Here is a 22,168-nt window from a genome sequence, read left to right as displayed (position 1 = left end):
GATGTTGGCGGATTCAGGCCGCCTTGCCCTTGCCTTTCACATTGGCGGAAGACTCGGCAAGCCGCGTGAGCTTCTTGTCGGTTGCCTCTTCCTCGGCAAGCGTTGCCTGTAGCAGGGGCACGGCGTCCTTGAGGCCGAGCTGCTTTGCCCAGGCGATCAGCGTGCCGTAGCGGGCGATCTCATAATGCTCGACGGATTGCGCCGATGAAATCAGGCCGGCGTCGAGAGCGACAGTGCCCTTGAACTCGTCCATGATCTCTTCGGCTTCGGCAATGATGCCCTGGATGGCTTCGCAGGTCTTGCCGCGCGCCGGTTTGCCGATCATCTCGAAAACCTGCTCGAGGCGTTCGACCTGAGCCTGGGTCTCGTCGCGATGCTGCAGGAAGCCGGCCTTGCCCTCTTCCGATTGCGCGGCGCGGGCCATTTTCGGCAGGGCCTTCAGGATCTGCTTTTCGGCGTAGTAGATGTCCTTGAGAGTATCGAGAAACAGGTCGTTCAGAGTCTTCTCGGTTGCCATTTAGTCCTCCTATGGCGTGTCGTAACAACGATCAACTCTCGCATGGGGCGGATGTTCCGATTGGTAGATGACGCCCCCGTGGCCGGAGGCGTCATCTCTATCCGGCCAAGGAAGAGGCCGCCCGACAGCATCGAGACGGCGATCACCGAACGATTGCGCGAGGAGGTTGTTCCCATTTGGAGCGGCGGAGACTTTGCCGACCAAACCGCGGCTTTTGTCCGATATCGTACGGCAACGAATAGGAAGCCAGCGACTTTCCTTTGCATTCCAGGAGAGAAAAATGGCTTCCTCGTCTTCAGTACGCTCAGCGTCCAATTGTAAAGAAAAATCCGCAATCGAGCTGGAGATCGTCGAACTGACGCCAGCATTGCGCGCCTTTGCCCGACGCTTCCTGCGCAGCGATGATGACATCGATGATCTCGTCCAGGAAACCTTGCTGAAGGCGCTGAACTCGCTTCATCTCTACCAACCCGGTACCTCGCTCAAATCCTGGCTTTTCACCATCCTGCGAAACACGTTCTGCACCAACTACCGCCGGCAGAAACGCGAGCCGGCTGGAATGGACGCAGCGATGGAACAGGTCGCGATCGCGCCGACCCAGGAGTGGGTGCTGCGGGAGCACGAGCTGCAGCGGGCATTGACGCGTCTTTCCGACGACCGGCGGCGGGCTCTGACACTGGTGGCTGCCGGAACGAGCTATGAGGATGCCGCCAAAATGTGCGGCTGCAGGATCGGCACCTTGAAAAGCCGGGTGAGCCGCGCCCGCGAGTGCCTGGCTGCGATGCTCGGAAACCATCTCGTCGATTGAGCGACCTTGCGCCGACCCCACTCGCCTCGACCGGCGAGCGGAACAAATGGTCGTCGTCCTGGTTCCAAACCCAAGTGGATAAATCAGCCGATGAACCGGTATGGGGCTACCCCGCCGGGCAGGCTGGAGAGTCATGAACGCGCGAAGCCACGCCATCTTTCCCAAAGTAAACCGCGCCGGCTGGATCGATACGTTTCGAGTGATCACGACGGTCATGGCTCCGACGGTCGCCAAGGGCGTCATCATTCGCCGTCCGGCAATGGAGCGCCTGGCGGAGCGGCGGGGCTTCGATACAAGCGCCGTGAAACAGATGCAGCGGCTGAAAAACAAATACGGCGCGGCGCCTCTTCTGCTGCCTATCCCATTCCGACCACAGCTGCTGATACTGGATCCGGCCGATGTCGCCACTGTGCTTCAGTCCTCGCCCGAACCATTTGCCGCTGCGACCGCGGAAAAGCACGCGGCCCTTGCTCACTTCGAACCGAAGAACGTCCTTATCTCGTCGGGTCCCAGGCGGGCGAAGCTTCGGCCGGCCCATGAACACGCTTTGGCAACCGCCAACCGCCTGCACCCCTATTCACTGCATTTCAAGAGTGTCGTCGACGCCGAATTCCGGCAGGTCCTGAACGGCATCGGATTCAACCGGCCGGATGAGCTCGATTGGCCCGCGTTTTCGCAGGCCTGGTACCGGGTCATCAGGCAAATCGTCCTCGGCGAGCGAGCGCGCAATGACATCACATTGACCGAGACCTTGAACGAACTTCGAGGCAGGGCAAACTGGGCATTTGCCGCCCCGGTCGATCAGCGCAAGCTTGCCCTGTTTCATCGGCAGGTGGGTGGCTATCTCGCAGAGCCGGAGAAGCACAGTCTCATCAGCCGGCTTCCCGACGGCGACGAGCTTGCTCCGGAGAACCAGGTGGCCCAGTGGCTGTTCGCCTTCGATGCGGCCGGGATTACCGTTATGAGGACGCTGGCGGTGCTGGCCTGCCATGTAAGCTGCTGGGTCAAAGCTGTGGAAGAAGCCACGGGCGCGGATCTCGATCGCCCCTTCACCCGCAGTTGCCTGCTCGAGGTCCTGCGGCTCTGGCCGACGACGCCCGTAATCCTCAGGCAGCTGACCAAAGATATCAAGGCGGGCGGCAGGATCATCGCTCGCGGCACGGGCGTCATTATCTTCGCCCCCTTCTTCCATCGGGACCCCGCGCTTGTCTACGCCAATCGAATGGAACCGAGCATCTGGGGACGAAATGACGCGTTGCCGAGCGCGGGACTCGTGCCCTTCAGCGCCGGCCCCATCATTTGCCCGGCACATAATCTCGTGCCGACGATTGCAAGCCTTGCCGTCGGCACGTTCCTATCGGCGGCCGATATTGTGCTGCTGCAACCGTCCTTAACCGTCGGTAACCTGCCCGGCACGCTCAATCACTTCGATATTCGGTTAAGGCTGACCGCGCGACGCAAAGAGAAGTAGATGCGGCCGCAGCGGGACGAATGTCCCGTCCGCTCCTGCGCATATCCTTGGCGTCACGACGTAGCCAAGGATGGAGACGTAGAGCCGAATCGTCGGACCATTTCACAAGGCTCGGCTTCCCTAAAAGGGCGGGGATTGATCGCTCTAGTAGTTCCAGGAGAGGGCAGCGCCGAGCACGATCAAAAGCCCCACCAATACGATGGCTCCTATATAGATCACCAAAGCGCGACGATCCGACTCGTGGTTCATCTTTCTCTCCTTCGGCCATCGAACCAGGAGAAACCGGGAATGTTCCGGTCAGGGATCGAGAGGGGATCTACCAACGGAGCAGACGAGGGCCGGTTACGGCGCCGAGAGCGCCGGTGAGCAGGATGCCGAGCGAATACCAGATCAATACGAAAGGCATTCCGTTTTCGGTGCAGAACCAGGAATAGACCCAAGCGCCGGCCCCTCCCGCGGCAATCCCGGCAACGAAGCCCGTCAACCGCATATCCACTGGCGCCGCGCGGCGCAGTGCCCAGACCGTGCCGGCATAGACCGGGATCGCAAAGCCGACGATAAGCGGCGGGCAATGCAACGTCGAGGAGCCGAGGATCAGCAATCGATAGGCCTGGACCGGCTCCGTCAACAGCTGGATCGCTGCGACGGCCGCCATGGCGGCGAAGATTACGGCAAGCAAACCGAAAAAGCTTCCCTCGGAACCATCTGGGCGGGAAAGCCTAAAGACGGCTGCAAAGGCGGCGGCCGCAATCAGGGCGTTATAGGCCGATTTGATCCAGAAGACCGGCAGCGTCAACACGTCCGCCATATCGGTCCGGGGACCAAGAATAACCAGCATCAGCAGCAGGGAGAGCCCGAGGGCCGGCGCAATACCGAGCGCAAAGACGCGCCATAGCGCATTGCGCGGCACCGGCTTCAGGTCGCTTGCCAAGCGCTCGATGATGTCGTCCGTCTTTGTCACGATGTGCCTCGCAATCTCTCCCCGAGCGCCTTGAGCGCCCGATGGATGCTGACTTTCACCGCCGATTCGGATTGGCCGGTGCGGTTTGCGGCGTCGGCGACCGAGCCGCCCTCGAGCTTCACCTGCCGGATCAGCTCCTGCTGTCGCCGTGGCAAGCCGTCGAGCAACCGCTCGACATCCATTCGGGCCGTCAGCCTCTCCTCGCTGAAGTCGCTTTCGATCTCGTCGTCAAGCTCGGTCTCGGCCAGCCTGCGTCCGCCGCGGCCTCTATGATGGTCAACCAGCTTGTAGCGGGCGATCGAGAAGAACCATGCGGTAAAAGGTCTCTTCCGGTCATAGGTTGATCGGCGGGAATGCAGTGCCAGCAACGTCTCCTGGACCAGATCTTCCATGTCCGCTCTCGTCGCCGCAGCCATCCTGCGGCTGTAATAGCCGACGAGCAGCACGCGCAAAGCCGTCAGCAAACGCCGATAGGCAGCCTCGTCCCCGTCAAGGGATAGAAGCATCAATGCTTTCAGGGCTTCTTCCGAATGGGCGGTTGTCATGCTGTCAGAGAGCTCATTCGCAAAAGCAGCCAATCGGTTACAGCAAAAACCAAGATTTTTGCACCAAAGCTCTATCACATGCATGTGAAGCTGTAACGCGTTCCGACGCCTTGCAGCGATGCCCTCGTGCACGCAGATCGCCTGACTTCAATGGCGTCAAATGCTGCAGCGCCAGCGGCAAATGGACAGGCCGCCCGGGTGGATCCAACCGACGACTTCAACGGGGCGATTTCCTGAGAGGTCCAAGCAACCGCTCATATTCCTCCTCCGCCTTGCCGTATGCATCGGAGGCGAACTCTTCCAGTCCGGCGCGATCCCTGATGATCACCAGGCCGCGGAGAGAACGGATGAATCGGTCGCCTTCAAGGAGGTGCAACGCCGTGGTAACGCTCGGCCGCCGCACCGCCAACATCAAGGCGATGAACTCATGCGTCAGGGCGAGCTCATCGCCGTCGATCCTGTCGTGGCACATCAAGATCCAGCGGGCCAATCGTTCGTCTATCTCGTGGACCGCATTGGAGAGGGCGGTGAACCCTGCTTGAATCGCGAGAACATGCGTGGATTTGTGGAGCAGGTTGGCAAACATCGGCTGGGTCTGCATCAAGTCCCACAGCTTGGTTTGTGGCAGGCGGTAGGAGAAGCCTGGCACCTGGACCGCGACTTCCAAGATACTGAGCGGCGCGTCTACGGCTGCCGCGGTCGGAGCAAATCCATCCCGACCGAACAATCCTGCTTCAACCCGGTTACCCTCCGAGGAGACATTGATGACCGAACCTATTCCTGAACAGGGAAAGTAGACATGCTCGATCGCCGCACCTGCCTCGACGATGATGAACCCGCGCGGTGTCGCGCAGGGCTCGAGATGAGCGGCAACCGCCGAGTACTCGTTCTCCGGAAGGAGCGCGAGCAGACGATTCTCCTTCGGCCGCATGATAGTTTCTGCCAACTCTCACTCTCCGGCAAGTGCGGGCGTCGCGGGGTATCAGATCGGGTTCGCCGGCTCGCCAGCCGGCCGACCCTATCGAACTCATAGAATCCGCTTTAGTTCCGCCCTGCCGTATCGCGCGGTCCACGCGGCCCGACGGCTCCGTTGCGCCGGAAACGCCTGAATTCTTCTAAACCTTTGCGGTTTCGCCCGCTTGGCGCAGCGAGAGGAATTTCGTCGTAAGGGCCACCAGATTGTCGTTGATCCATTCCGCCATCGCCTGCTCTTCGGCCAGATTTGCCTGAAGGCCGGACAGGGCAGCGCCGTGACCGCCGGCTTCGGCCATTGTCAGCAGCGACTTGTAGGCCGCAGCCTCGAAATTCTCGAAGGCGTAATTTGCGAAGGCATTCTTCAGGATTTCGTCGCCGGCAGCCGTATGACCGAGTGCGGCCATGGAGCCGGTGAAGGAGAGCGCCAGGTCCTTGAGCGTCGACTTGTCCTCGTTCAGGCCGTCAAGAATTTCCTCCAGGCGAACGATCTGCCCGTCGGTTTCGCGGATATGCCGATCGAGCTTTTCGGCGACTTCAGGGTAATTCTCGATCCGTTTCAGCTGCGGCTTCATGATGCTCAGCGCCTGGTTTTCCATGGCGTGGGCGTTCCTCAGACCAATGACGAAGATTTCTCGAATTTCATTCTCTGCCATGTCGGGCCTCCTTTTTCGCAGCGTCTAACCGAAATTCGTCGCGTTGGTTCCCCCGGCCTTCCGAAAGAGCCGGGAACCGGCGCGCGGTCCGGTTGTTGGGGGCTACTCCGGAATCATCCGCCCATCCGACAAACGTGGAGAATGATAATGAGATTGATATCCAAGCTTTGTCTTCTCTTACTGCTTGCGGCTCCGGCTTTCGCGGCCGACGACGCTGCGCGGCAAAAGGCGACCGATTTTGCAGCGCGCGCCGCCATGTCGAACATGTTTGAGGTCGAAGCGGCAAAGATCGAACTTGCCAAAGGCAAGGCCGCAGAGGCCAAACAATTCGCCGGTGACATGCTGAAGGATCACGGGCGCGCGGGTTCGACCCTTGCCGACGCCGCCAAGGAGGATGGCATCGCGCTGCCCTCGGCACTCGCCGACGAGTACAATAAGAAGCTCGAGGCGCTCAACCAGAGCGATCAGGAAAACCTTGACCAAGCCTATCTCTCGACGCAATTGACGGCACATCAGGAGGCCGTAGCCCTTTTCGCGGATTATTCGCAAAAAGGCCCCGACGGCGCCCTGAAGCGCGCATCGCAGAAGATTCTGCCGGATCTCAGAATGCATCTGACCAAGATCCAGGGACTGACCTCGAAGTGAAGGCGCCGCCCGCAGGCGAAGGCGAGATGGCCTTCACCCCCGAAGAACTCGCCGGTGCGCGCAGACTGAACGCGCTCCTCAACCTCCTTCCGCGTTACCACACCGACCGGCGCTGGAATGCCAGGGTGGTGCAGACCGTGGTTCGTGCGATCCAGTTCCTGGGTCCAGACCGGCCGTCGCACAGCAATGAGGTGGCGAGCCGCACCATCACCGCCGGCGGCAGACGGATTGGCCTGAGGCTGATCCGTCCAGCCGGCACCCGCCGCGGCCTCTATGTCCATTTTCATGGTGGCGCGTGGGTGATGGGTAATGCCCGCCTCGATGACGGCATCACCCGCCCGATCGCCAGAGACTGCCGGGTGCTCGTGGCCGGGATAGATTTTCACAATGCCGTCGACGACCGGCTGGACCTTGCTCTTCAGGACAGCAAGGCATCCGTCGAATGGCTGGTCGATCATCTTGCCGAGTTCGCAGTCGAGCGGATCATCCTCGGCGGCGAGTCCTCCGGCGCGCATCTCGCCGCGGAAGCGCTTCTTCATCTCAGAGCGCGCGGCAAGGCGAAGGCCGTTGCGGGATTCGTTTCGATGTGCGGCGCTTTCGACCTCGGCGGTTCGCAAAGCCTGCAGCTGTCGACCGGTAAAAGCCTGGTGATCGACGGACCATCGGCGCTCCGCAATCTTCAGCGATTGACGCCAAGCCTCTCCGCACGTGAAGCGAAAGGCCCATTGTTTGCCGATCTCTCGGGCCTTCCGTCCGCCTTGCTGGTTGCGGGGTCGCTCGATCCTATCGTCGACGACAGCATCTTGATGTCTCGGCGATGGCAGAGCCAAGGCGGCAATGCCTGCTGCGTCGTCTTTCCGGAGGCGCCGCACGGCTTCAACCGACTGCCGACGAACCTGGCGGCAAGGGCAAACGGCCTGGTCAGGGCATGGACGTCTCAGACGCTCGACCAGAACGCGCGCGGGCTTTGACTGACCAGCCGCCTGGGCCGCCAGTCTGTACGCTATTGCACAATATATTGCTCAACGATTCTAGATGGTTAGGTTCGCCCGCAGCAAGGGCCGCATTATCACTGATGCGCGGATGGACATGGATAATCAACAACTGAACTTTCGGAATGAACTTTTGCGCGCCATGGGGCCGCAAGAGCGGGAACTGCTGCTGCCGCATCTGGAGCCCGTCGATCTCGAGGTCCCTTTGGTCCTTGAAATGGAGAACAACCCAGTCAGCGACGTCTATACTCGAATCGGGACTTGCCTCGATCGTGGCGAGATTTCCGGGCGGGCGCGATATCGAGGTCGGCATCGTCGGCCGAGAGGGCATGACAGGGCCGCAGTCATCCTCGGCGGCAACCAGTCCACGAACCGGACATTCATGCAGGTCTCCGGCCATGGCTTCAAATTGCCGGCATCGGTCCTATTAGCTGCGATGGAGGAAATCCGCCCGCTGCGCAGCCTACTTCTCGCTTATGTCCAGGCATTGCTCGCGCAGACGACATCGACGGTGCTCGCCAACGGCCATGCCAAGCTCGAGGAGCGGTTGGCGCGATGGCTGCTGATGGTTCATGACCGGACCGACGGCGCGACCGACCGTCTGGCTAACCCATGAATTTCTGGCCGTGATGCTCGGCGTGCGCCGCGCCGGCGTCACGGTCGCGCTGCACCTGCTCAATGCCAAAGGTCTGATCCGATCCACGCGGCGCCAGATCGTAATCCTCAACCGGCCGGGGTTGATCGAAGAGGCGCATGGGTCCTACGGAGCAGCCGAGGAGGAATACCGGCGGCTGATCGGCAAAGACCTCGCGCGTTGAGAGGCATGCCGCCAAAGCGAAGTGTGCGTCAAAGGCGCGCCTTCCGCTCCTTCTCGGACGCATGCCAGGCGGTGTCGATACTGCCTTCTTCCGCCTTGTGAAAAAATTGTGAGCAGACGAGCCAGCCTTTCAGCGGCCGCAGAATGAGGACGCAGGCAATGACGGTGACCGGCAGGGAAACGAAGAGGTGCATCCAGAGCGGCGGCTCGAACGTGAACTGGAACCAGAGAGCGAAGGCGAGCGCCGGAACGGCGACGATCGACATCCCGAAGAAAGCCGGACCGTCGGCCGGGTCGGCAAAGGCGTAGTCGAGCCCACAGACCTCGCAGCCATGAGCGAGTTTAAGGTAGCCGGAAAACAGGTGGCCCCGCTGGCACCGCGGGCAACGCCCCAGAAATCCCGTCAACGCCGGGTTCGTCGTTACCTGATGTTCGGAGGTATGGTCATCAGATTCCATTCTCCTTGAACTCCGCCCGTGGGCCGAGGTTCCGCAGATCCGGGTTTTGCAGCCTGCCCGTCAGCCCGATCCGGGCATAGTGCTTTTCTCGTCCGCCTCAGGCAGCGAGCCGGCGCCCGGCGTTTTGCTTTGATCTGTGAGATGATCCTTGGCGTGAGGACCGGCCGGCGGGTTTTTCCTCGCATCGGACGTTTTCCTATCGGTTCCCTCGACGTCGGCCCGGGCCTTTTCATCGTCGTTCATGGGTTGCTCCTCATCTTGACGAATTGGCCGGCTAAGCCGCCCGGGCTGCGTCAATGCCAGACGGCCGACCGACAGTAGCTTCTCCTCCTCGGTCACGCCGTGGCGATAGAGGCGGATCAGCAGCGCCGCAATAACCTGCATTTCGGGTGCGCTGAGTGGCTTGCGCGCCTCACCACAGATCACGTTCACAACGGTCTGCAGATGATGAAGATCCGTCGAATTGAGCGCTTTCAGATGGATCGACTGAGAGTCGAGCATGGCGTCTGCCCTGGTCCGCAACGTTATGCATTTGAATAATGGGACTCGATTGAGGCGGAAACAACTCGTCGTCGACAATTGTACGGAAACGGACAAGACTAGTGAAAATATGACGGGTCCCGCCCGAACAAAGCGGCGATCATCGCCTCGATGTCGGAAGAGCGCCCGCTGACGACAAAGCCGCCGGGAGCAGTTTCGAACCGCTCATCATGGGCGAAGATGAAGGGAATGCGACGCGTCTCCAGCCATTCGTTCATCCAGAGCATGGCCTCGTCTGATATCGACACGTCGATGATCACGGCATCGAAGACGAGACCTTCGCTCAAGCACTCCATGGCGCTGGAGACGACGACAGGACCAGCGAGCAGCGCCTTTAGCGCAACGAACCGCTTCCGGGCATCCTCTGAAAGGAAGCCAGCTTCACCGATGATAAGGATCGTCTTGCCGGCAACGGGGCTGAGCGACTTCATGGCGAACTGCCTACTGTGATCCTGGTTTTAGGGTGATCATGCTGCTCAACGGCGCTTCAGAAATTCAGGCTGGTCCGCGCCTGCACCGTGCCTACCAGATTCGACCCTGTCATGCGACGTTCATTTCGTCGTGTCCGCCGAACCCCGACCGGGCCGCCTTGTTCCCCCGGCGCGGCTTGGACGGGGCGTCGGCCCTCCGGTTCGTACGCTTCCGCACGAGCTGTTGAAATCGAAGATCCGAAGTTTAGGATTACTGCATATAACCGGGAGGAATGCGGATGATACAGCACTCGGGAATCACCAAGCCGGCCCTGCAGCCAGATGACGTGGCGATGCTGACTGCTGTCCTTGACGAATGGTGCCGGGAAAAATCATGCGGGATCGCAAGCTCCGAGGCCCTGCATGTGGCGAGAGAACTCATATCCTGGTTCGAATGCGGCATTCGGGACAGGCAAAAGCTGGCCGGTCTGATGAGGCATCTGCATCTGGATGTGGAGAGCCCGGCGATCGCTGCGGATGCGTCGCCTTGCGCGGCCATGACCGCTTGATCCGCCGCGTGGTAAAAACGGCACCCCCGCGCCCGCGCAGCCGATCTTCCTATTGACCGCCACCCCTGCAGAGGGTGACTGCCTGAAGAAGACGAGATTGTTGCTGGTGCTGGTCGCGCGATGAACCAACCATGAGCTATGCCATCGATTCTGCAGCGGTGGGGCCTCTTATGCCAAGATTCTATTTCAATGTCGTCTCAGATGCAGGTACGGTTGTTGATCTGGAAGGCTCGGCACTGGCATCGCTGGAGCACGCCCGGTGGGAAGCCGTGCAGATGCGAGGGCGCTGATGAGCCAAGCCGTGCTTGAAGGTAGGAACATTTCGAATAGAGAAATGCACATCTGCGACGACGACGGGAATATCCTCCTGATCGTGCGCTTTAACGAGACGTTCAGCTGCGAGTAGCGCGGCCGCGATTTGCAATCCGATCAACCATTCGTGCTCTTGCTCCGGAATTCGATAGCGTCAGCAGCGATTTCTTCCCGACGACTGATTGTACCTCGCCCAGCACAGCATTTTGCTTCAACATCAGCGACGAGCATCTCAAAGGCACGGCAGAACGTCTGCCCATAACCCCGTCGGGAACTAGCGCGCGCGCTCCTACCGCCCGCCCTCGCGATCGCGGGTTATGATCAGTTGGTGCGTCAACATTGCAGGCGCAGCTACTTTGTGAAGAAAAGCTGGGCGCATACATCCCTTGCCATGTTCATTTGACGCCGATTGAAATGCAAGGGGCTGCACGGCACATCAAGGCGTGACCTCACTCCCTCGGCAACCGGATCAAGAACCGCGTGCCGGGCTCTTGGTTTTCGACGTGAAGCTCGGCTTTCAGCTGCTGCACAAGGGCACGGATGATCTTCATTCCCAGGCTTTTTCCGTCTTTGTCACACGAGAGCACTTCGTCCGGCAGGCCTTTTCCGCAGTCCGCGACCTCCAGATGGATATCCTCACCGAAGCTGCGGGCGCTAACGGTGACGGTGCCGGTGGCCTCGGGGTAGGCGTGCTTGAAGGCATTCGTCACCAATTCGTTGACGAGGAGCGCGATCTGGATGGCACGGTCGGCATCGACCGTGCAGGGATCGGCATCGACGGATAGCGTGTGGTGGGTGGTCGTTTGCTGCAGGCGATGGCAGAGGCTCGACAGGAAACCGGCCAGATCCACCGTTTCGATCTGCGGCTGGCGCCACAACTGATCGTGCACTTCGGCAATGGTTCCGACACGCGCCTCGGCATCGCGAAGTGCCTGTCCGACCTCCTCCTGCTTGGTCGTACGGGCCTGCATGGCGAGCATAGCCGCAACCAGGGCCAGGCTGTTCTTGACGCGATGGCTCATCTCCCGCAGCATGATCTGCTGGTGCTCGTCGGCGAAATGACGTTCGGTGTCATCGCGGAGCACTTTGAGATAACCGGCGCGCTGGGCGCGTAGCGGCATGGTTAAGCCGCTGCCCCAGAATGTCGTGCCATCTTTCCGCAAGTGAAATCGCTCGTTCTCGGCGCGGCCCCGCTCGGCCGCCGTCTTCATCTCGCGTTCCAGGGCGCCGTCGTCCCGGTCCTCGGGAACAAACAGAACACGTGCGTCGCAACCGATGATCTCGCAATCCTCATAGCCGAAAATCCGGCAGGCGCCGGTGTTCCAGCTGATGATCCGGCCATCCCGATCGAAAGCGAAGATCGCATAATCGATCGCGCTTTTGAGAATGAGCTGGAGCCGCTCGGCGCTGGCGCGCAGAGCTTCGTCCTCTTGAAGCGTCTGCGTCCGGTCGCGGACGATTTTCAAAAGGCCGTAGATCTCTCCGGCATCGTTGCGAAGCGGCATCATCAACCCGGATGCCCAGAACGAACTGCCGTCCTTCCTGACGTGCCAGCGATTGTCGCCGGCACGGCCGGCGGTAAGCGCAAGCCTGATCTCCTTGAGCGGGATTCCGGCGAGCTGATCCTCGAAGGAAAAAATGACGGCGCCGTTCTGCCCGATGATTTCGCCCGCCATGTAACCGAAAAGGTTCTCCGCACCGGCGCTCCAAGTCACGACGGTGCCGTCGCGATCCATCGCAAAAATGGCGTAGTCCCGAGCGCTCTCGACGATATGCCGGTAGATTTCGGTCTCGTTGCTCGGAAGGGGAAATTGATCCATGCCAGCGCCCCATGGAATTACCGTCAGTTACATTAGCACTTGCTACAGCATTTTCTGCGCCGCGTGCGGTTGCGTACAAAACGCGGCCGAGGAACCTTCTTTCGACGAAGGGAGTTTAAGCCCGAGTGCCTTGCACCCGCCCGTTCCGGAGTTCATAATTCAGGATGACGGTCGAGCGGATCTTGTGGCGCTGGCCGGGAGACAGTGTCCTCTTGCCAAACAAAGGGCGGAGCGATGCGAGCGTTCGAAAGCGGAAATCTCATTCTGTCGCAATTGGCGGATCCGGAGCTCCTGGCTCTGGATCGCATACTGGAGCCACTTCCTCTCCCGCGCGGTTTCGAGCTTGTTCATCTTGGCGTGCCGGTCAGCTACTACTACTTCCTGGAAAACGGCATCGCTTCCATGGTGGCGACGAGTCCCGAGGGGAGGAAGGCCGAGATCGGCATGCTTGGCAGGGATGGAATGTCGCCGCCTGCTCTGACGACGGGGACGGAGCGATTTCCGTTCGACGTGATGATGCAGGTCGGCGGCCATGGACGCCGTGTCGATGCAGGCGCCCTGGCATGTTTTCTGACAGATCGGCCCGCGGTCCGCCGGCTGCTTTCGCATTCTCTCCACACCTTCATCTTGCAGGTCGCCAACACTGCGCTTTCCAACGCGGTTCACAAAATCGATGTTCGCCTGGCGAAATGGATCCTGATGTGCCACGACCGTCTGGAAGGCGAGGAGATTGAAATTACCCACGAATATATGGCGACCATGCTCGGCGTCCGGCGCTCCAGTGTTACCGACGCGCTGCACGTTCTCGAAGGCAAGCATCTTATCTATTCCACCCGCGGTCTCGTGATCATCCGTAACCGCGCCTCGCTCGAAGCTTTCGCGGCCGACGCTTATAACGTGCGCGGGACAACGGGGCACGATTGGCCGCACACCAGCCGCCATCCCCCGGCCGCGCTAGTCATATAGCCGAACGCCTGTGATACCCGCCATCACGCGCAATCGCGGCGCATCCGCCGAACTTGCCAGTCCCTGTAAGGCTTTAACATCCTACCCGGGAAGCGTCTTTCAATGGCGCTTTCGGTCAACACGATCTGAGCGAAGATCTCGTCTGCCGGCGAAAGACGGCCCATGGCTCCACTGCGGATTTCCAGCTCGGCCATCAGCTCGAAAAGCCCCTCATCGGTCATCGTCTCGAGAGCCGAGGCGAAGGCGCGCTCCGAGACAGCGGTGAGACTTGTCACATTGCACCTCCTGCCGATTACCGTGCCCACCCCTCGACAGGGCGGGTAGCAGGCTCGGCGATTTCCACATGCGTCACCGTCCCGTCACCGTCCCGGCAGATCTTTTTCCGTCGTCGCTGCACCCGGAAGCCTGTTCTGCGAGCCCTCCCGGTCGGAGGCGCGCAGCGGAGCCGTCGGTTCGCTGGAGACATAGACACCAAGCCCCAGCGCGCCGATGGCAACGATAAAGGCACCGGCGATGGCGACGATCGATCGTCGGCCATCCTGCTTGATCATCCCGAAAGCGAGTGCAAATCCGAGAAGGGCTGCGCCTCCCGCGACGGCAAAAAGCCAGATATAATTCATCCTCTTTCTCCCGATATCAGACTGCCGAACCCGGAAAAATCGCGAAGGTTCCCACGATTTCCGCCCTTTACGGGCGCGCAGGGCTGAGGTGACCCTGGCATCCGACGGTTGCGGCTGTGCGTAACGGCAAAGGCGTCGTGCTTGATCCGGCGACAGTCGATCCCTCCAAAACGTCCGGCCTACTACGACGTTGACATTCGCGCCGGAGTTTTCTGCGGCGCATTGACGCACAACGAAAGCGGTGCTATCCATACACTAATTGGTCAGGCCAATTGACCAGCTGCGCGCTTGAGGAGAAGCCGCCCGGGAGGCCGGAAATGTTTTCGCCCATCGAATCGCGCCGCCTCTACAGGCAGGTGGCGGATCAAATTCGTTCGATGATTGCCGGCGGCGAGCTTGTCGTCGGCCAGAAGCTGCCGGCCGAGCGCGAGCTGGCGGAGCAACTGTCCGTGTCACGCCCAACGGTGCGCGAGGCGCTGATCGTTCTCGAGGTCGAAGGTCTGGTCAACATCCGCATGGGTTCCGGCATCTACGTTGTGCGTCGGCATGCCGTCAGCATGGCGGCCAGCGAAAGCGAGCCGGTAGAGGGGCCTTTCGAACTCTTGCAGGCGCGCGCCATCATCGAATGCGCCATCGCTGAAGAGGCGGCAAGCCGTGCCCGGCCGGAAGATATCGCGGTGCTCGATGAAGCGCTGATGCGCATGAGCAGCGGCGTCAACGATGCGGCGACCGTGCTCGCCGCCGACCGCGCCTTCCACACCGGCATTGCCGCGATCATCGGCAATGCGACGCTGACCCGCGTGACGGGCCAGATGTTCGACATGCGCATGACCCCTTATTTCGCGAAACTTGCGAGCCATTTCGAGGGGCCGACGACATGGCGCAGCGCCGTCGACGAGCACCGGGCGATCCGCGATGCGATCGCCGCCGGCGACGCGGCAGGCGCGAAGGCTGCGATGCGCAGCCATCTCACCCTGTCGCAGAAGAGATTTTCCGAGAGCTTCGGGGAGGAGTTTTCGGGAGAGGAGGAGCGCGGCCGCGACAAGGCGGCCGCGAAAGGAGCCATCAAGACCTAAACCCGAGCTCGGGAGGAGAGAGCAATGAAGATGAGACTGGCAACGATACTTTGCACCGCAGCCGCGCTCATGGCGACGACGGCGGTCGCGCATGCTGAGACCGTATTGAAATGGGCGCACGTCTATGAAACTTCGGAACCCTTCCACACGGATTCCGTCTGGGCCGCGGAGGAGATCGCCAAGCGCACCGACGGGCGCTACAAGATCGAGGTCTATCCCGCCTCGCAGCTTGGCAAGGAGGCCGACATCAACCAGGGCCTCAAGCTCGGCACGGTCGACATCATCATCTCGGGATCGAGCTTTGCGGCCCGTGATTACAAGCCGATCGGTGTCACCTACTTTCCCTATATCTTCCGTAATCCCGATCATCTGATCGCCTATACGAAGAGCGATGTCTTCAAGCGTCTCGCCAAGGGCTATGAGGACAAGACCGGCAACCACATCACCGCCGTCAGCTATTACGGCACGCGCCATACGACCTCGAACAAGCCGATCGCCAAATGCGCCGACATGCAGGGCCTGAAGATCCGCGTGCCCGACGTGCCGGCCTACCTCGCCATGCCGCGCGCCTGCGGCGCCAACACGACGCCGATCGCTTTCGCCGAGGTCTATCTCGCCTTGCAGAACGGCACGGTCGAGGCGCAGGAAAATCCGCTGACGACGATCGAGGCAAAGAAATTCTTCGAAGTTCAGAAGAACATCATCCTCACCGGCCACATCGTCGATCATCTGAACACCGTGATCTCCAAGACGCGGTGGGCAAGCCTCTCCGACGAGGACAAGAAAATCTTCGGCGAGGTCATGCAGGAGGCCGCCGAGCGCACGACCAAGACGATCGCCGGCAAGGAGAACAGCCTCGTTGCGACCTTCAAGGAGAAGGGCCTCAACGTCACGGAGGTCGACAAAGCCGACTTCGAGAAGAACGTGATGGAAAAGGTGAAGTTCGAAGATTTCGGCTACGAGAAGTCCGACTGGGAAGCGATCCGGGCGATCCAGTAAGAGCCACCGGGGCATTGCCAGGCGTCGCCGGTATGCCCCTCATCCGGCTGCCGCCACCTTCTCCCCGCCTGTGGGGAGAAGGGACAAGCGGCGATCTCTCCATCCACCGCCAACCTCTCGCGGGGCACGTCCCCTTTCCCCGTCAGAACGGGGAGAGGGCTAGGGTGAGGGGCAGCGCGCCCGCGCCGCGCCCTCCTTCTCCCAACCGGAACAAGGCCGATCATGTCGCAAGAAATTCACACGCCAATCACGGCCGAGGAAATCGGTCACGAATTCGAAGGGCATGCGCCGACGGCCAAAGTCGCGGATTATGCCGTCGAGGACTGGATCACGCTGATCGTCTTCTGGCTGATGGCCGGCTGCGTCTTCCTGCAGTTCTTCACGCGTTATGTGCTGAACGACAGCTATGCCTGGACGGAGGAGATCGCCATCAACTGCCTGATCGGCGTGGTCTTCCTCGGTTCCGCCATGTGCGTGCGCACCTCGCGGCATATCCAGGTGGATGTCTTCTATCACTATATGCCGGCGGGGCTGGCGCGCGTGCTCGCCACCTTCGTCGATATCGTCCGCATCGGCTTCTTCGCCTATGGCTGCTATCTGATGTGGCGCTACGTCGAAATCGTCGCCGACGAGCAGATGGTCACCGTCGAGCTGCCGCGCAACATCGTCTTCTACTCCGTTCTCATCGCCTTTGTGCTGATGCTGATCCGCGCGGTCATCGTCTTCATCGCCAATATGCGCCGCGGCTATTCCGTTCTGGAACGGCCGGAAGAATTCCAGACCGTGGAAGGGTGATCCGATGCTGCTGCTTCTTGGCTCGTTTCTGGTTCTGATGCTGGTCGGCGTGCCCGTCGCCATCTCGATGGCCGTCGCATCCGTGCTTTATATCGTCCTTTACGGCGTCGCGCCCGACATCATCGTCGCCCAGCGCATGATCGCCGGCGTCGAAAGCTTCCCGCTGCTCGCCGTGCCCTTCTTCATCCTGGCCGGCAACCTGATGAATTCCGCCGGCGTCACCGGTCGCATCTATGCATTCGCGGTCGCTCTCGTCGGTTGGATGAAGGGCGGTCTCGCGCAGGTCAACATTATCGGCTCGGTCATCTTCTCCGGTATGTCCGGCACCGCACTTGCCGATGCCGCCGGCATCGGCACGATCGAGATCAAGGCGATGAAGGATCACGGCTATCCGGTCGAGGCGGCGGTCGGGGTGACGGCGGCCTCGGCGACACTCGGGCCGATCTTCCCGCCGTCCCTGCCTTTCGTGATTTACGGCATGATGGCAAATGTCTCGATCGGCGCTCTCTTCATGGCCGGCATCGTGCCGGGCGTCGTCATGACGCTCCTGATGATGATCACCGTCGCCACCTTCGCCTACAAGAAGCGCTGGGGCTCCGATGCGCCCTTCGACGTGCGTCAGCTGCTGTCGGCGGGCATGGAAATCATCGTCGTCCTGATGGTGCCCGTGGCGATCTATCTGATGATGCGCGCCGGCGTCTCGATGAACGCCGCGGCCGGCATCGCCCTTCTCGTGCTTCTGGCGCTCGACTGGTATTTCAGCTTTTCCGCCGTCATGGCGCTAATGACTCCGGTCATCCTGATCGGCGGCATGACGATGGGCTGGTTCACGCCGACCGAAGCAGCCGTTGCCGCCGTCCTCTGGTCGCTGTTCCTCGGCCTCGTGCGCTACCGCACGATGACGCTGTCGACGCTCGCCAAGGCAAGCTTCGATACGATCGAGACGACGGCGTCGGTGCTCTTCATCGTCACGGCGGCGTCCGTCTTCGCATGGCTGCTGACGGTGAGCCAAGCCGCGCAGCTGCTCTCCGATGCGATCCTATCGATCACCGACAATAAATGGGTCTTCCTGATCCTGGTGAACCTCTTGATGCTCTTCGTCGGCTGCTTCCTGGATACGATCGCCGCGATCACCATCCTCGTGCCGATCCTTCTGCCAATCGTGGCGAGGTTCGGCATCGACCCGGTTCAATTCGGCCTCATCATGACGCTGAACCTGATGATCGGTCTGTTGCATCCGCCGCTCGGCATGGTGCTCTTCGTGCTGTCGCGGGTCGCGAAACTCTCGGTCGAACGCACGACCATGGCGATCCTGCCCTGGCTGCTGCCGCTCTTCCTGGCGCTGATCCTGATCACTTTCGTGCCGGCCATATCGCTGTGGCTGCCGGAGCAGGTCGGGCTCTTGAGATAGGAGAACACGATGCAGACGCGTCTGGCGCGGCTTTACCAGAAGGGCGATCTCAGGGTCGAAAACGACAGCGTTCCCGCTCCCGGTCCGGGCGAGGTGCTTCTCAAAATGGCGGCTGCAGGCATCTGCGGCTCCGACCTGCATTATTATCAGGATGGCGGTTTTGGGCCGGTCAGGGTACGCGAGCCGATCATACCGGGCCACGAGGCCTCGGGCATTGTCAGCCAGGCGGGCGAGGCGGTCGACCTCACAGCCGGCACGCTGGTCGCGGTCAATCCGAGCCAGCCCTGCGGCCATTGCGAATATTGCGCCACGGGTCTGCCGATCCACTGCCTCGACATGCGCTTCATGGGCAGCGCGATGCGCCTGCCGCATGAGCAGGGCATGTTCCGGGAGTGGCTGGTCGTGCCGGCCAGGCAATGTTTTGAAGTGGGAGCGGCGACGACGGCTGCGGAAGCGGCCTGCAGCGAGCCGCTCTCCGTCTGCCTGCATGCGGCATCACGAGCCGGGGAGATCTCGGGCAAACGCGTCCTCGTCACTGGCGCCGGCCCAATCGGCTGCCTGATGGTTGCCGCCGCCCGTTATCATGATGCTGCCGAGATCGTCGTGACCGATCTTGCCGATGCGGCGCTCGCAAGGGCGAAGGCGGTGGGCGCCACACGCACGATCAATGTTTCCCGGGATGCGGCAGCGCTTGCCGAATTCGAGGCAGGAAAAGGCTATTTTAATCTCGTCTTCGAATGCTCGGCCGCAGCCCCCGCGATCCGCAGCGCGATTGCCGCGATCCGGCCGCGCGGCACGATCGTCCAGGTCGGCGTGACGGGCGAAATCCCGATCCCGCTCAACGCCATCGTCGGCAAGGAGTTGCATATCCACGGCACGCAGCGCTTCCACGAGGAATTCGCCACAGCGGTCGAGCTGATCTCAAGCCGCAAGATCGATGTCCGGCCGATCATCAGCCACAGCCTGCCACTGGAAGAGGCGAACGCGGCCTTCACACTCGCCGGCGACCGCACGGCTGCCTGTAAGGTGCAGCTTACGTTTTAGACGCGTGGCGCCGGCACGCCATCACTCCGTTCCTGCACGCCATTCGCGTAGGCGAGATGGATCTTCGCCCCGATCGTCGTCCGCGGCCGAGTTCGGTATCGCGCCCCGGCACGCATTCGGCCGGGGCGATGTCGGCGGCAGCCGCGTTGGATGCACCGAGCCCATTGCAGCCGCAGGCGGCTAAAACACCGCGCTCAATTTCTCCGAAGGCCGGCACATGATTGTGCGTCAGCGCCCATCGCCCCGCGCCAGCGGTATTGCATGCCGACATCGGCAAGATCAGGAATGCGATGGGCGAACTTGACGTCATGCAGGCGGCCGGCGCGGCGGATGGCCGCATTGCTGATTTCAATGCCGATCAAGCACCGCTCCGGGAGGCAATTCCATTGTCAGGATTCGTCTGCGCAAGGCGAGCGCGAGACTGCCCTTGCGATCCAGACCCGCGATCTCAGTGCCCATGCACATCCGCTCTATAGTTCTTTTTGGAGACAAAAAGCAGACAATAACAAGCAAGCTTGCTGAAGAAAGTGACCCCATGTCACGACGCCGCGAAGAGGCTTCAGAGCGGAGTGCGACACCGCACGGAAACAAAATGGCGGCTGTGGTGTTACGGAAAGACACGCGCAAAGCGTTCCCCTTTCGGGGAAAGTAGCCTTAACGAGAGCAAAACGATGGACACAGCAACGCACTGGGCCTTTCTCCTCGGCATATTGACGTTAGCGAGCTGGATAGCTGGAGGCCTCGCGGCCGTGCTTGGAAACGTGGAGCTTGGCCGTCACGGGCAAAAAACGGCCGAGTATCTGACGTTGGGCCTAAGCGCAGCCGGCTTTGTCTCCGCCATCGTGATGGCATTGATCCTGATAATCCGATGAGCTCAACCACCCGCGCCGGCATAGACCGGACCTTCCCGCGATCGTCGGGCGTCCTGTTTGGCCTCGGGCTCGGCGGTTTCTTTGACGGCATTGTCTTCCACCAGCTTCTGCAGTGGCATCACATGTTCAGCGGGTGGTATCCGGCCGATTCAATCGAGAACCTTCAGTCCAACACCTTCTGGGATGGGGTTTTCCACTCCGCCACCTACCTGTTTTTCCTTGCCGGCCTGTCTATTCTCTGGCGCCACGCACGCCGCCCGCATTTCCGCTGGTCGACGAGGGAGTTGGTCGGCACGATGTTCATCGGCTTCGGCCTGTTCAACCTGGTCGAGGGACTTGTCGATCATCAGCTGCTCGGCATCCATCACGTGAATGAAACGGTCGACCGTTCGGCGTGGCTCTACTGGGATATCGGTTTTTTGGCGTGGGGCGCGATCATGTTGGTGGCGGGCTGGATGATCGTTCGGGAGAAACAGCGCTGATCGATCTGCTATTGCTACCCCTGGCGCCGCGCGGCGACCTGCTCGGTGGCAGCAGGCGGGCGATGAAAGACTGAGACCTGGTTGCGGCCCGCTTCCTTGGCGTGATAAAGCGCCATGTCGGCTTCATGCTGGAGAGTGGCCAACGAAACGTCCGTGTCCACAGCCGATTTAAACGCCACGCCGACACTCAGCGTCACCGAGGGGCCGACGCCGGAGGATGGGTTCGGCAGGGCGGCGGCTTCCACGCTTTCGCGGATTCGCTTGGCGACCGCGACGGCCTCTTCTTCGTCGACATCCGGCAGAACGATGAGAAACTCTTCGCCGCCATGTCGTGAGACGAGATCGCGGTCGGCGCGCACGCAGCTCTGGATAATGCCCGCAACCTTGACGAGGCAGCGATCGCCTTCGCTATGCCCGAGGCGATCGTTCAACGCCTTGAAATGATCGATGTCGCACATCAGAACGGCTGCGACGACCCCGGTTCCACGGCCATTGCGCCAGAGACCTTCCAGGGTTTCCATCATCCAACGGCGGTTGGCAATGCCCGTCAGCGGGTCGGTTCTGGCCAGCCGCTCCAAGCGGGCATTGGCGTCCGCAAGCTCGGCGACACGGCGCTGATCCCTGCAGTCCAGCAGAAATGTCTTCTGCGCCAGGATGTTCATCGTTCGCCTGGCAACCACGGTCGCGATGATCCCGCAGGAGAAGAACAGGGTCGCGGCGACAACGCTGCCTGCGTCCAGCATCGGGTTGTGCCATTGAAGGATAAAATACAGGCAAAGGGCATAACAGGCGATCGCCATCGTCCAGGCCAACGGCACGCTGAAGATGGTGATTGCGCTGGTGGCGACGAACAGCATGATGCTTAGATGCCGCTCGTAATATTCGCCGCCGGCAAAAACCCCGACAAGCGCGACCGAAAGGAGAATGAGGCACATGCCAACAAGCAGCGCTGCCCGCTGAGCTGTTGCCGAACGCGGTTTGTTCCAAACGACCGCGGTCAAAATCGCCGCCGGCGGCAAAAGGCAGGCGGGGACGATCATCGACAGGACCACTTGCGGGGGAAGCAGGAGGGCGTTCAGCGCCAGCGTCAGAACATCGACAAATGCCACCCAGATCATCCAGGAACGGATGACTTTCGCGGTCTGACGCCATACCCTTTCTTCAAACCGGCGGAGCAGTTCGCCCTTTAGGCTGATATCGCGGGTCCGGCCCGATAAAAGACGTTCGACCTCATCCGCGATTGCGCCAGTCAGCGGCCGCGGCGGGAAAGACCCGGCTGAAGATGTTTCGGAGGAAGTGCTTTTGGCATCACTCATCCTTGGCTTATCTAGCCGCGATGCAAAGCTCGGCAAGGTTTACGCGCAGGCATCGGGATTCGTATGTTGATATTTTGTAAACAAGATTCCGCGC

The 22,168-nt window shown here is 61.0% G+C and carries 26 protein-coding genes and 3 pseudogenes; 15 read left to right on the top strand and 14 right to left on the bottom strand.

Going from position 1 to position 22,168, the window contains the following annotated elements; all coding sequences use genetic code 11:
* Nucleotides 1-13: 13 nt before the first annotated feature.
* The gene (locus GA0061105_RS13215) at nucleotides 14-517 is read right to left on the bottom strand and encodes a YciE/YciF ferroxidase family protein (protein ID WP_064692789.1); all 504 of its coding nucleotides are present in this window, start codon (nucleotides 515-517) and stop codon (nucleotides 14-16) included.
* 280 nt (nucleotides 518-797) lie between these two features.
* Between GA0061105_RS13215 and GA0061105_RS13210 the strand changes: the two genes are divergently transcribed.
* Nucleotides 798-1,325 carry a sigma-70 family RNA polymerase sigma factor gene (locus GA0061105_RS13210; protein ID WP_064692790.1) on the top strand — a complete coding sequence of 176 codons (528 nt, stop codon included), beginning with the start codon at nucleotides 798-800 and terminating at the stop codon, nucleotides 1,323-1,325.
* Between the two features lie 133 nt (nucleotides 1,326-1,458).
* A complete protein-coding gene (locus tag GA0061105_RS13205) occupies nucleotides 1,459-2,796 on the top strand; it encodes a cytochrome P450 (RefSeq protein WP_092750565.1) in 1,338 nt (445 codons plus the stop codon).
* A 316-nt stretch (nucleotides 2,797-3,112) separates the two neighbouring features.
* Here GA0061105_RS13205 and GA0061105_RS13200 read toward each other — a convergent pair whose 3' ends face one another.
* From GA0061105_RS13200 to GA0061105_RS13185, 4 genes are all read right to left on the bottom strand, one after another.
* On the bottom strand, nucleotides 3,113-3,757 hold the full coding sequence (locus GA0061105_RS13200; protein ID WP_092750563.1) for an NrsF family protein: 645 nt from the start codon (nucleotides 3,755-3,757) through the stop codon (nucleotides 3,113-3,115).
* Nucleotides 3,754-4,302, bottom strand: coding sequence for a sigma-70 family RNA polymerase sigma factor (locus tag GA0061105_RS13195; protein ID WP_064693201.1), 549 nt, complete (start codon nucleotides 4,300-4,302; stop codon nucleotides 3,754-3,756). Before GA0061105_RS13195 ends, GA0061105_RS13200 begins: the two co-directional genes overlap by 4 nt.
* 217 nt (nucleotides 4,303-4,519) lie before the next feature.
* Nucleotides 4,520-5,233: a Crp/Fnr family transcriptional regulator gene (locus GA0061105_RS13190; RefSeq protein ID WP_092750911.1), complete on the bottom strand. Its 714-nt coding sequence runs from the start codon at nucleotides 5,231-5,233 to the stop codon at nucleotides 4,520-4,522.
* 184 nt (nucleotides 5,234-5,417) lie between these two features.
* Nucleotides 5,418-5,930, bottom strand: coding sequence for a ferritin-like domain-containing protein (locus GA0061105_RS13185; RefSeq protein ID WP_092750560.1), 513 nt, complete (start codon nucleotides 5,928-5,930; stop codon nucleotides 5,418-5,420).
* A gap of 147 nt (nucleotides 5,931-6,077) precedes the next feature.
* Between GA0061105_RS13185 and GA0061105_RS13180 the strand changes: the two genes are divergently transcribed.
* The 3 genes and pseudogenes from GA0061105_RS13180 to GA0061105_RS13170 all read left to right on the top strand — a co-directional run bounded on the left by GA0061105_RS13180 (nucleotide 6,078) and on the right by GA0061105_RS13170 (nucleotide 8,385).
* On the top strand, nucleotides 6,078-6,575 hold the full coding sequence (locus GA0061105_RS13180; RefSeq protein ID WP_092750558.1) for a DUF4142 domain-containing protein: 498 nt from the start codon (nucleotides 6,078-6,080) through the stop codon (nucleotides 6,573-6,575).
* A 26-nt stretch (nucleotides 6,576-6,601) separates the two neighbouring features.
* Nucleotides 6,602-7,546, top strand: coding sequence for an alpha/beta hydrolase (locus GA0061105_RS13175; protein ID WP_092750909.1), 945 nt, complete (start codon nucleotides 6,602-6,604; stop codon nucleotides 7,544-7,546).
* A gap of 118 nt (nucleotides 7,547-7,664) precedes the next feature.
* Nucleotides 7,665-8,385, top strand: a pseudogene (locus GA0061105_RS13170) (Crp/Fnr family transcriptional regulator).
* 28 nt (nucleotides 8,386-8,413) lie between these two features.
* Here the strand turns inward: GA0061105_RS13170 and GA0061105_RS13165 are convergent.
* From GA0061105_RS13165 to GA0061105_RS13150, 3 genes are all read right to left on the bottom strand, one after another.
* The gene (locus GA0061105_RS13165) at nucleotides 8,414-8,842 is read right to left on the bottom strand and encodes a DUF983 domain-containing protein (RefSeq protein ID WP_092750556.1); all 429 of its coding nucleotides are present in this window, start codon (nucleotides 8,840-8,842) and stop codon (nucleotides 8,414-8,416) included.
* A 60-nt stretch (nucleotides 8,843-8,902) separates the two neighbouring features.
* Nucleotides 8,903-9,343 (bottom strand): hypothetical protein, encoded by a 441-nt coding sequence (locus tag GA0061105_RS33900; RefSeq protein ID WP_342587646.1) that lies wholly within the window; start codon nucleotides 9,341-9,343, stop codon nucleotides 8,903-8,905.
* Between the two features lie 98 nt (nucleotides 9,344-9,441).
* Entirely contained in the window at nucleotides 9,442-9,813 is a 372-nt protein-coding gene (locus tag GA0061105_RS13150; RefSeq protein WP_064692798.1) for a hypothetical protein, read from the bottom strand.
* 278 nt (nucleotides 9,814-10,091) lie between these two features.
* Here GA0061105_RS13150 and GA0061105_RS13145 point away from each other — a divergent pair, with 278 nt between their 5' ends.
* Nucleotides 10,092-10,361 (top strand): hypothetical protein, encoded by a 270-nt coding sequence (locus tag GA0061105_RS13145; protein WP_092750554.1) that lies wholly within the window; start codon nucleotides 10,092-10,094, stop codon nucleotides 10,359-10,361.
* Nucleotides 10,362-10,492: 131 nt separating this feature from the next.
* Nucleotides 10,493-10,651 (top strand): DUF6894 family protein, encoded by a 159-nt coding sequence (locus GA0061105_RS33895; RefSeq protein WP_342587645.1) that lies wholly within the window; start codon nucleotides 10,493-10,495, stop codon nucleotides 10,649-10,651.
* Nucleotides 10,652-11,122: 471 nt separating this feature from the next.
* Here GA0061105_RS33895 and GA0061105_RS13135 read toward each other — a convergent pair whose 3' ends face one another.
* Nucleotides 11,123-12,493, bottom strand: coding sequence for a sensor histidine kinase (locus GA0061105_RS13135; RefSeq protein WP_092750552.1), 1,371 nt, complete (start codon nucleotides 12,491-12,493; stop codon nucleotides 11,123-11,125).
* A 234-nt stretch (nucleotides 12,494-12,727) separates the two neighbouring features.
* Between GA0061105_RS13135 and GA0061105_RS13130 the strand changes: the two genes are divergently transcribed.
* Entirely contained in the window at nucleotides 12,728-13,459 is a 732-nt protein-coding gene (locus GA0061105_RS13130; protein WP_092750550.1) for a Crp/Fnr family transcriptional regulator, read from the top strand.
* 23 nt (nucleotides 13,460-13,482) lie between these two features.
* Here the strand turns inward: GA0061105_RS13130 and GA0061105_RS13125 are convergent, their stop codons facing one another.
* Both GA0061105_RS13125 and GA0061105_RS13120 read right to left on the bottom strand, forming a co-directional pair.
* Entirely contained in the window at nucleotides 13,483-13,734 is a 252-nt protein-coding gene (locus GA0061105_RS13125; RefSeq protein ID WP_245294314.1) for a hypothetical protein, read from the bottom strand.
* Nucleotides 13,735-13,818: 84 nt separating this feature from the next.
* Nucleotides 13,819-14,079, bottom strand: a complete 261-nt coding sequence (locus tag GA0061105_RS13120) for a hypothetical protein (protein ID WP_092750548.1) — start codon at nucleotides 14,077-14,079, stop codon at nucleotides 13,819-13,821.
* Nucleotides 14,080-14,396: 317 nt separating this feature from the next.
* Here GA0061105_RS13120 and GA0061105_RS13115 point away from each other — a divergent pair, with 317 nt between their 5' ends.
* The 5 genes from GA0061105_RS13115 (at nucleotide 14,397) to GA0061105_RS13095 (ending at nucleotide 19,404) form a co-directional block, all read left to right on the top strand.
* Nucleotides 14,397-15,155 (top strand): FadR/GntR family transcriptional regulator, encoded by a 759-nt coding sequence (locus GA0061105_RS13115; protein WP_064692803.1) that lies wholly within the window; start codon nucleotides 14,397-14,399, stop codon nucleotides 15,153-15,155.
* Nucleotides 15,156-15,179: 24 nt separating this feature from the next.
* Nucleotides 15,180-16,154: a sialic acid TRAP transporter substrate-binding protein SiaP gene (locus GA0061105_RS13110; protein ID WP_092750546.1), complete on the top strand. Its 975-nt coding sequence runs from the start codon at nucleotides 15,180-15,182 to the stop codon at nucleotides 16,152-16,154.
* A 222-nt stretch (nucleotides 16,155-16,376) separates the two neighbouring features.
* Entirely contained in the window at nucleotides 16,377-16,949 is a 573-nt protein-coding gene (locus GA0061105_RS13105; RefSeq protein WP_064692805.1) for a TRAP transporter small permease, read from the top strand.
* 4 nt (nucleotides 16,950-16,953) lie between these two features.
* Entirely contained in the window at nucleotides 16,954-18,360 is a 1,407-nt protein-coding gene (locus GA0061105_RS13100; RefSeq protein WP_092750544.1) for a TRAP transporter large permease, read from the top strand.
* Nucleotides 18,361-18,369: 9 nt separating this feature from the next.
* Complete coding sequence (locus tag GA0061105_RS13095; protein ID WP_092750542.1) at nucleotides 18,370-19,404, top strand: L-idonate 5-dehydrogenase; 1,035 nt, start codon at nucleotides 18,370-18,372, stop codon at nucleotides 19,402-19,404.
* 21 nt (nucleotides 19,405-19,425) lie between these two features.
* Here GA0061105_RS13095 and GA0061105_RS13090 read toward each other — a convergent pair.
* Both GA0061105_RS13090 and GA0061105_RS33890 read right to left on the bottom strand, forming a co-directional pair.
* Nucleotides 19,426-19,760 (bottom strand): annotated as a pseudogene (locus tag GA0061105_RS13090) (FAD-dependent oxidoreductase); the annotation flags it as partial.
* Nucleotide 19,761: 1 nt separating this feature from the next.
* Nucleotides 19,762-19,863, bottom strand: a pseudogene (locus tag GA0061105_RS33890) (GntR family transcriptional regulator); the annotation flags it as partial.
* A gap of 212 nt (nucleotides 19,864-20,075) precedes the next feature.
* Here GA0061105_RS33890 and GA0061105_RS13085 point away from each other — a divergent pair.
* Nucleotides 20,076-20,276, top strand: coding sequence for a hypothetical protein (locus GA0061105_RS13085; protein WP_064692809.1), 201 nt, complete (start codon nucleotides 20,076-20,078; stop codon nucleotides 20,274-20,276).
* Nucleotides 20,273-20,758 carry a DUF2243 domain-containing protein gene (locus GA0061105_RS13080; protein WP_092750540.1) on the top strand — a complete coding sequence of 162 codons (486 nt, stop codon included), beginning with the start codon at nucleotides 20,273-20,275 and terminating at the stop codon, nucleotides 20,756-20,758. The genes GA0061105_RS13085 and GA0061105_RS13080 overlap by 4 nt, the downstream gene beginning before the upstream one ends.
* A gap of 14 nt (nucleotides 20,759-20,772) precedes the next feature.
* Here the strand turns inward: GA0061105_RS13080 and GA0061105_RS13075 are convergent, their stop codons facing one another.
* Nucleotides 20,773-22,074 (bottom strand): GGDEF domain-containing protein, encoded by a 1,302-nt coding sequence (locus GA0061105_RS13075; RefSeq protein WP_092750538.1) that lies wholly within the window; start codon nucleotides 22,072-22,074, stop codon nucleotides 20,773-20,775.
* Nucleotides 22,075-22,168: the final 94 nt, after the last annotated feature.

It is taken from the genome of Rhizobium aethiopicum, assembly GCF_900094625.1.
Lineage (GTDB): Bacteria > Pseudomonadota > Alphaproteobacteria > Rhizobiales > Rhizobiaceae > Rhizobium > Rhizobium aethiopicum.
Note: the sequence above shows the minus strand (reverse complement) of the source record. Positions and strands in the feature narration are given on the sequence as shown.

Bases quoted from the DNA above. Each gene is read 5' to 3' on its own strand.
- GA0061105_RS33895 (WP_342587645.1), top strand. From the start codon at position 10,493: ATGAGCTATGCCATCGATTCTGCAGCGGTGGGGCCTCTTATGCCAAGA.
- GA0061105_RS13195 (WP_064693201.1), bottom strand. From the start codon at position 4,302: ATGACAACCGCCCATTCGGAAGAAGCCCTGAAAGCATTGATGCTTCTA.
- GA0061105_RS13215 (WP_064692789.1), bottom strand. From the start codon at position 517: ATGGCAACCGAGAAGACTCTGAACGACCTGTTTCTCGATACTCTCAAG.
- GA0061105_RS13080 (WP_092750540.1), top strand. From the start codon at position 20,273: ATGAGCTCAACCACCCGCGCCGGCATAGACCGGACCTTCCCGCGATCG.
- GA0061105_RS13175 (WP_092750909.1), top strand. From the start codon at position 6,602: ATGGCCTTCACCCCCGAAGAACTCGCCGGTGCGCGCAGACTGAACGCG.
- GA0061105_RS13120 (WP_092750548.1), bottom strand. From the start codon at position 14,079: ATGAATTATATCTGGCTTTTTGCCGTCGCGGGAGGCGCAGCCCTTCTC.
- GA0061105_RS13190 (WP_092750911.1), bottom strand. From the start codon at position 5,233: ATGCGGCCGAAGGAGAATCGTCTGCTCGCGCTCCTTCCGGAGAACGAG.
- GA0061105_RS13210 (WP_064692790.1), top strand. From the start codon at position 798: ATGGCTTCCTCGTCTTCAGTACGCTCAGCGTCCAATTGTAAAGAAAAA.
- GA0061105_RS13180 (WP_092750558.1), top strand. From the start codon at position 6,078: ATGAGATTGATATCCAAGCTTTGTCTTCTCTTACTGCTTGCGGCTCCG.
- GA0061105_RS13105 (WP_064692805.1), top strand. From the start codon at position 16,377: ATGTCGCAAGAAATTCACACGCCAATCACGGCCGAGGAAATCGGTCAC.
- GA0061105_RS13165 (WP_092750556.1), bottom strand. From the start codon at position 8,842: ATGGAATCTGATGACCATACCTCCGAACATCAGGTAACGACGAACCCG.
- GA0061105_RS13110 (WP_092750546.1), top strand. From the start codon at position 15,180: ATGAAGATGAGACTGGCAACGATACTTTGCACCGCAGCCGCGCTCATG.
- GA0061105_RS13095 (WP_092750542.1), top strand. From the start codon at position 18,370: ATGCAGACGCGTCTGGCGCGGCTTTACCAGAAGGGCGATCTCAGGGTC.
- GA0061105_RS13205 (WP_092750565.1), top strand. From the start codon at position 1,459: ATGAACGCGCGAAGCCACGCCATCTTTCCCAAAGTAAACCGCGCCGGC.
- GA0061105_RS13115 (WP_064692803.1), top strand. From the start codon at position 14,397: ATGTTTTCGCCCATCGAATCGCGCCGCCTCTACAGGCAGGTGGCGGAT.
- GA0061105_RS13145 (WP_092750554.1), top strand. From the start codon at position 10,092: ATGATACAGCACTCGGGAATCACCAAGCCGGCCCTGCAGCCAGATGAC.
- GA0061105_RS33900 (WP_342587646.1), bottom strand. From the start codon at position 9,343: ATGCTCGACTCTCAGTCGATCCATCTGAAAGCGCTCAATTCGACGGAT.
- GA0061105_RS13135 (WP_092750552.1), bottom strand. From the start codon at position 12,493: ATGGATCAATTTCCCCTTCCGAGCAACGAGACCGAAATCTACCGGCAT.
- GA0061105_RS13185 (WP_092750560.1), bottom strand. From the start codon at position 5,930: ATGGCAGAGAATGAAATTCGAGAAATCTTCGTCATTGGTCTGAGGAAC.
- GA0061105_RS13085 (WP_064692809.1), top strand. From the start codon at position 20,076: ATGGACACAGCAACGCACTGGGCCTTTCTCCTCGGCATATTGACGTTA.
- GA0061105_RS13100 (WP_092750544.1), top strand. From the start codon at position 16,954: ATGCTGCTGCTTCTTGGCTCGTTTCTGGTTCTGATGCTGGTCGGCGTG.
- GA0061105_RS13075 (WP_092750538.1), bottom strand. From the start codon at position 22,074: ATGAGTGATGCCAAAAGCACTTCCTCCGAAACATCTTCAGCCGGGTCT.
- GA0061105_RS13150 (WP_064692798.1), bottom strand. From the start codon at position 9,813: ATGAAGTCGCTCAGCCCCGTTGCCGGCAAGACGATCCTTATCATCGGT.
- GA0061105_RS13130 (WP_092750550.1), top strand. From the start codon at position 12,728: ATGCGAGCGTTCGAAAGCGGAAATCTCATTCTGTCGCAATTGGCGGAT.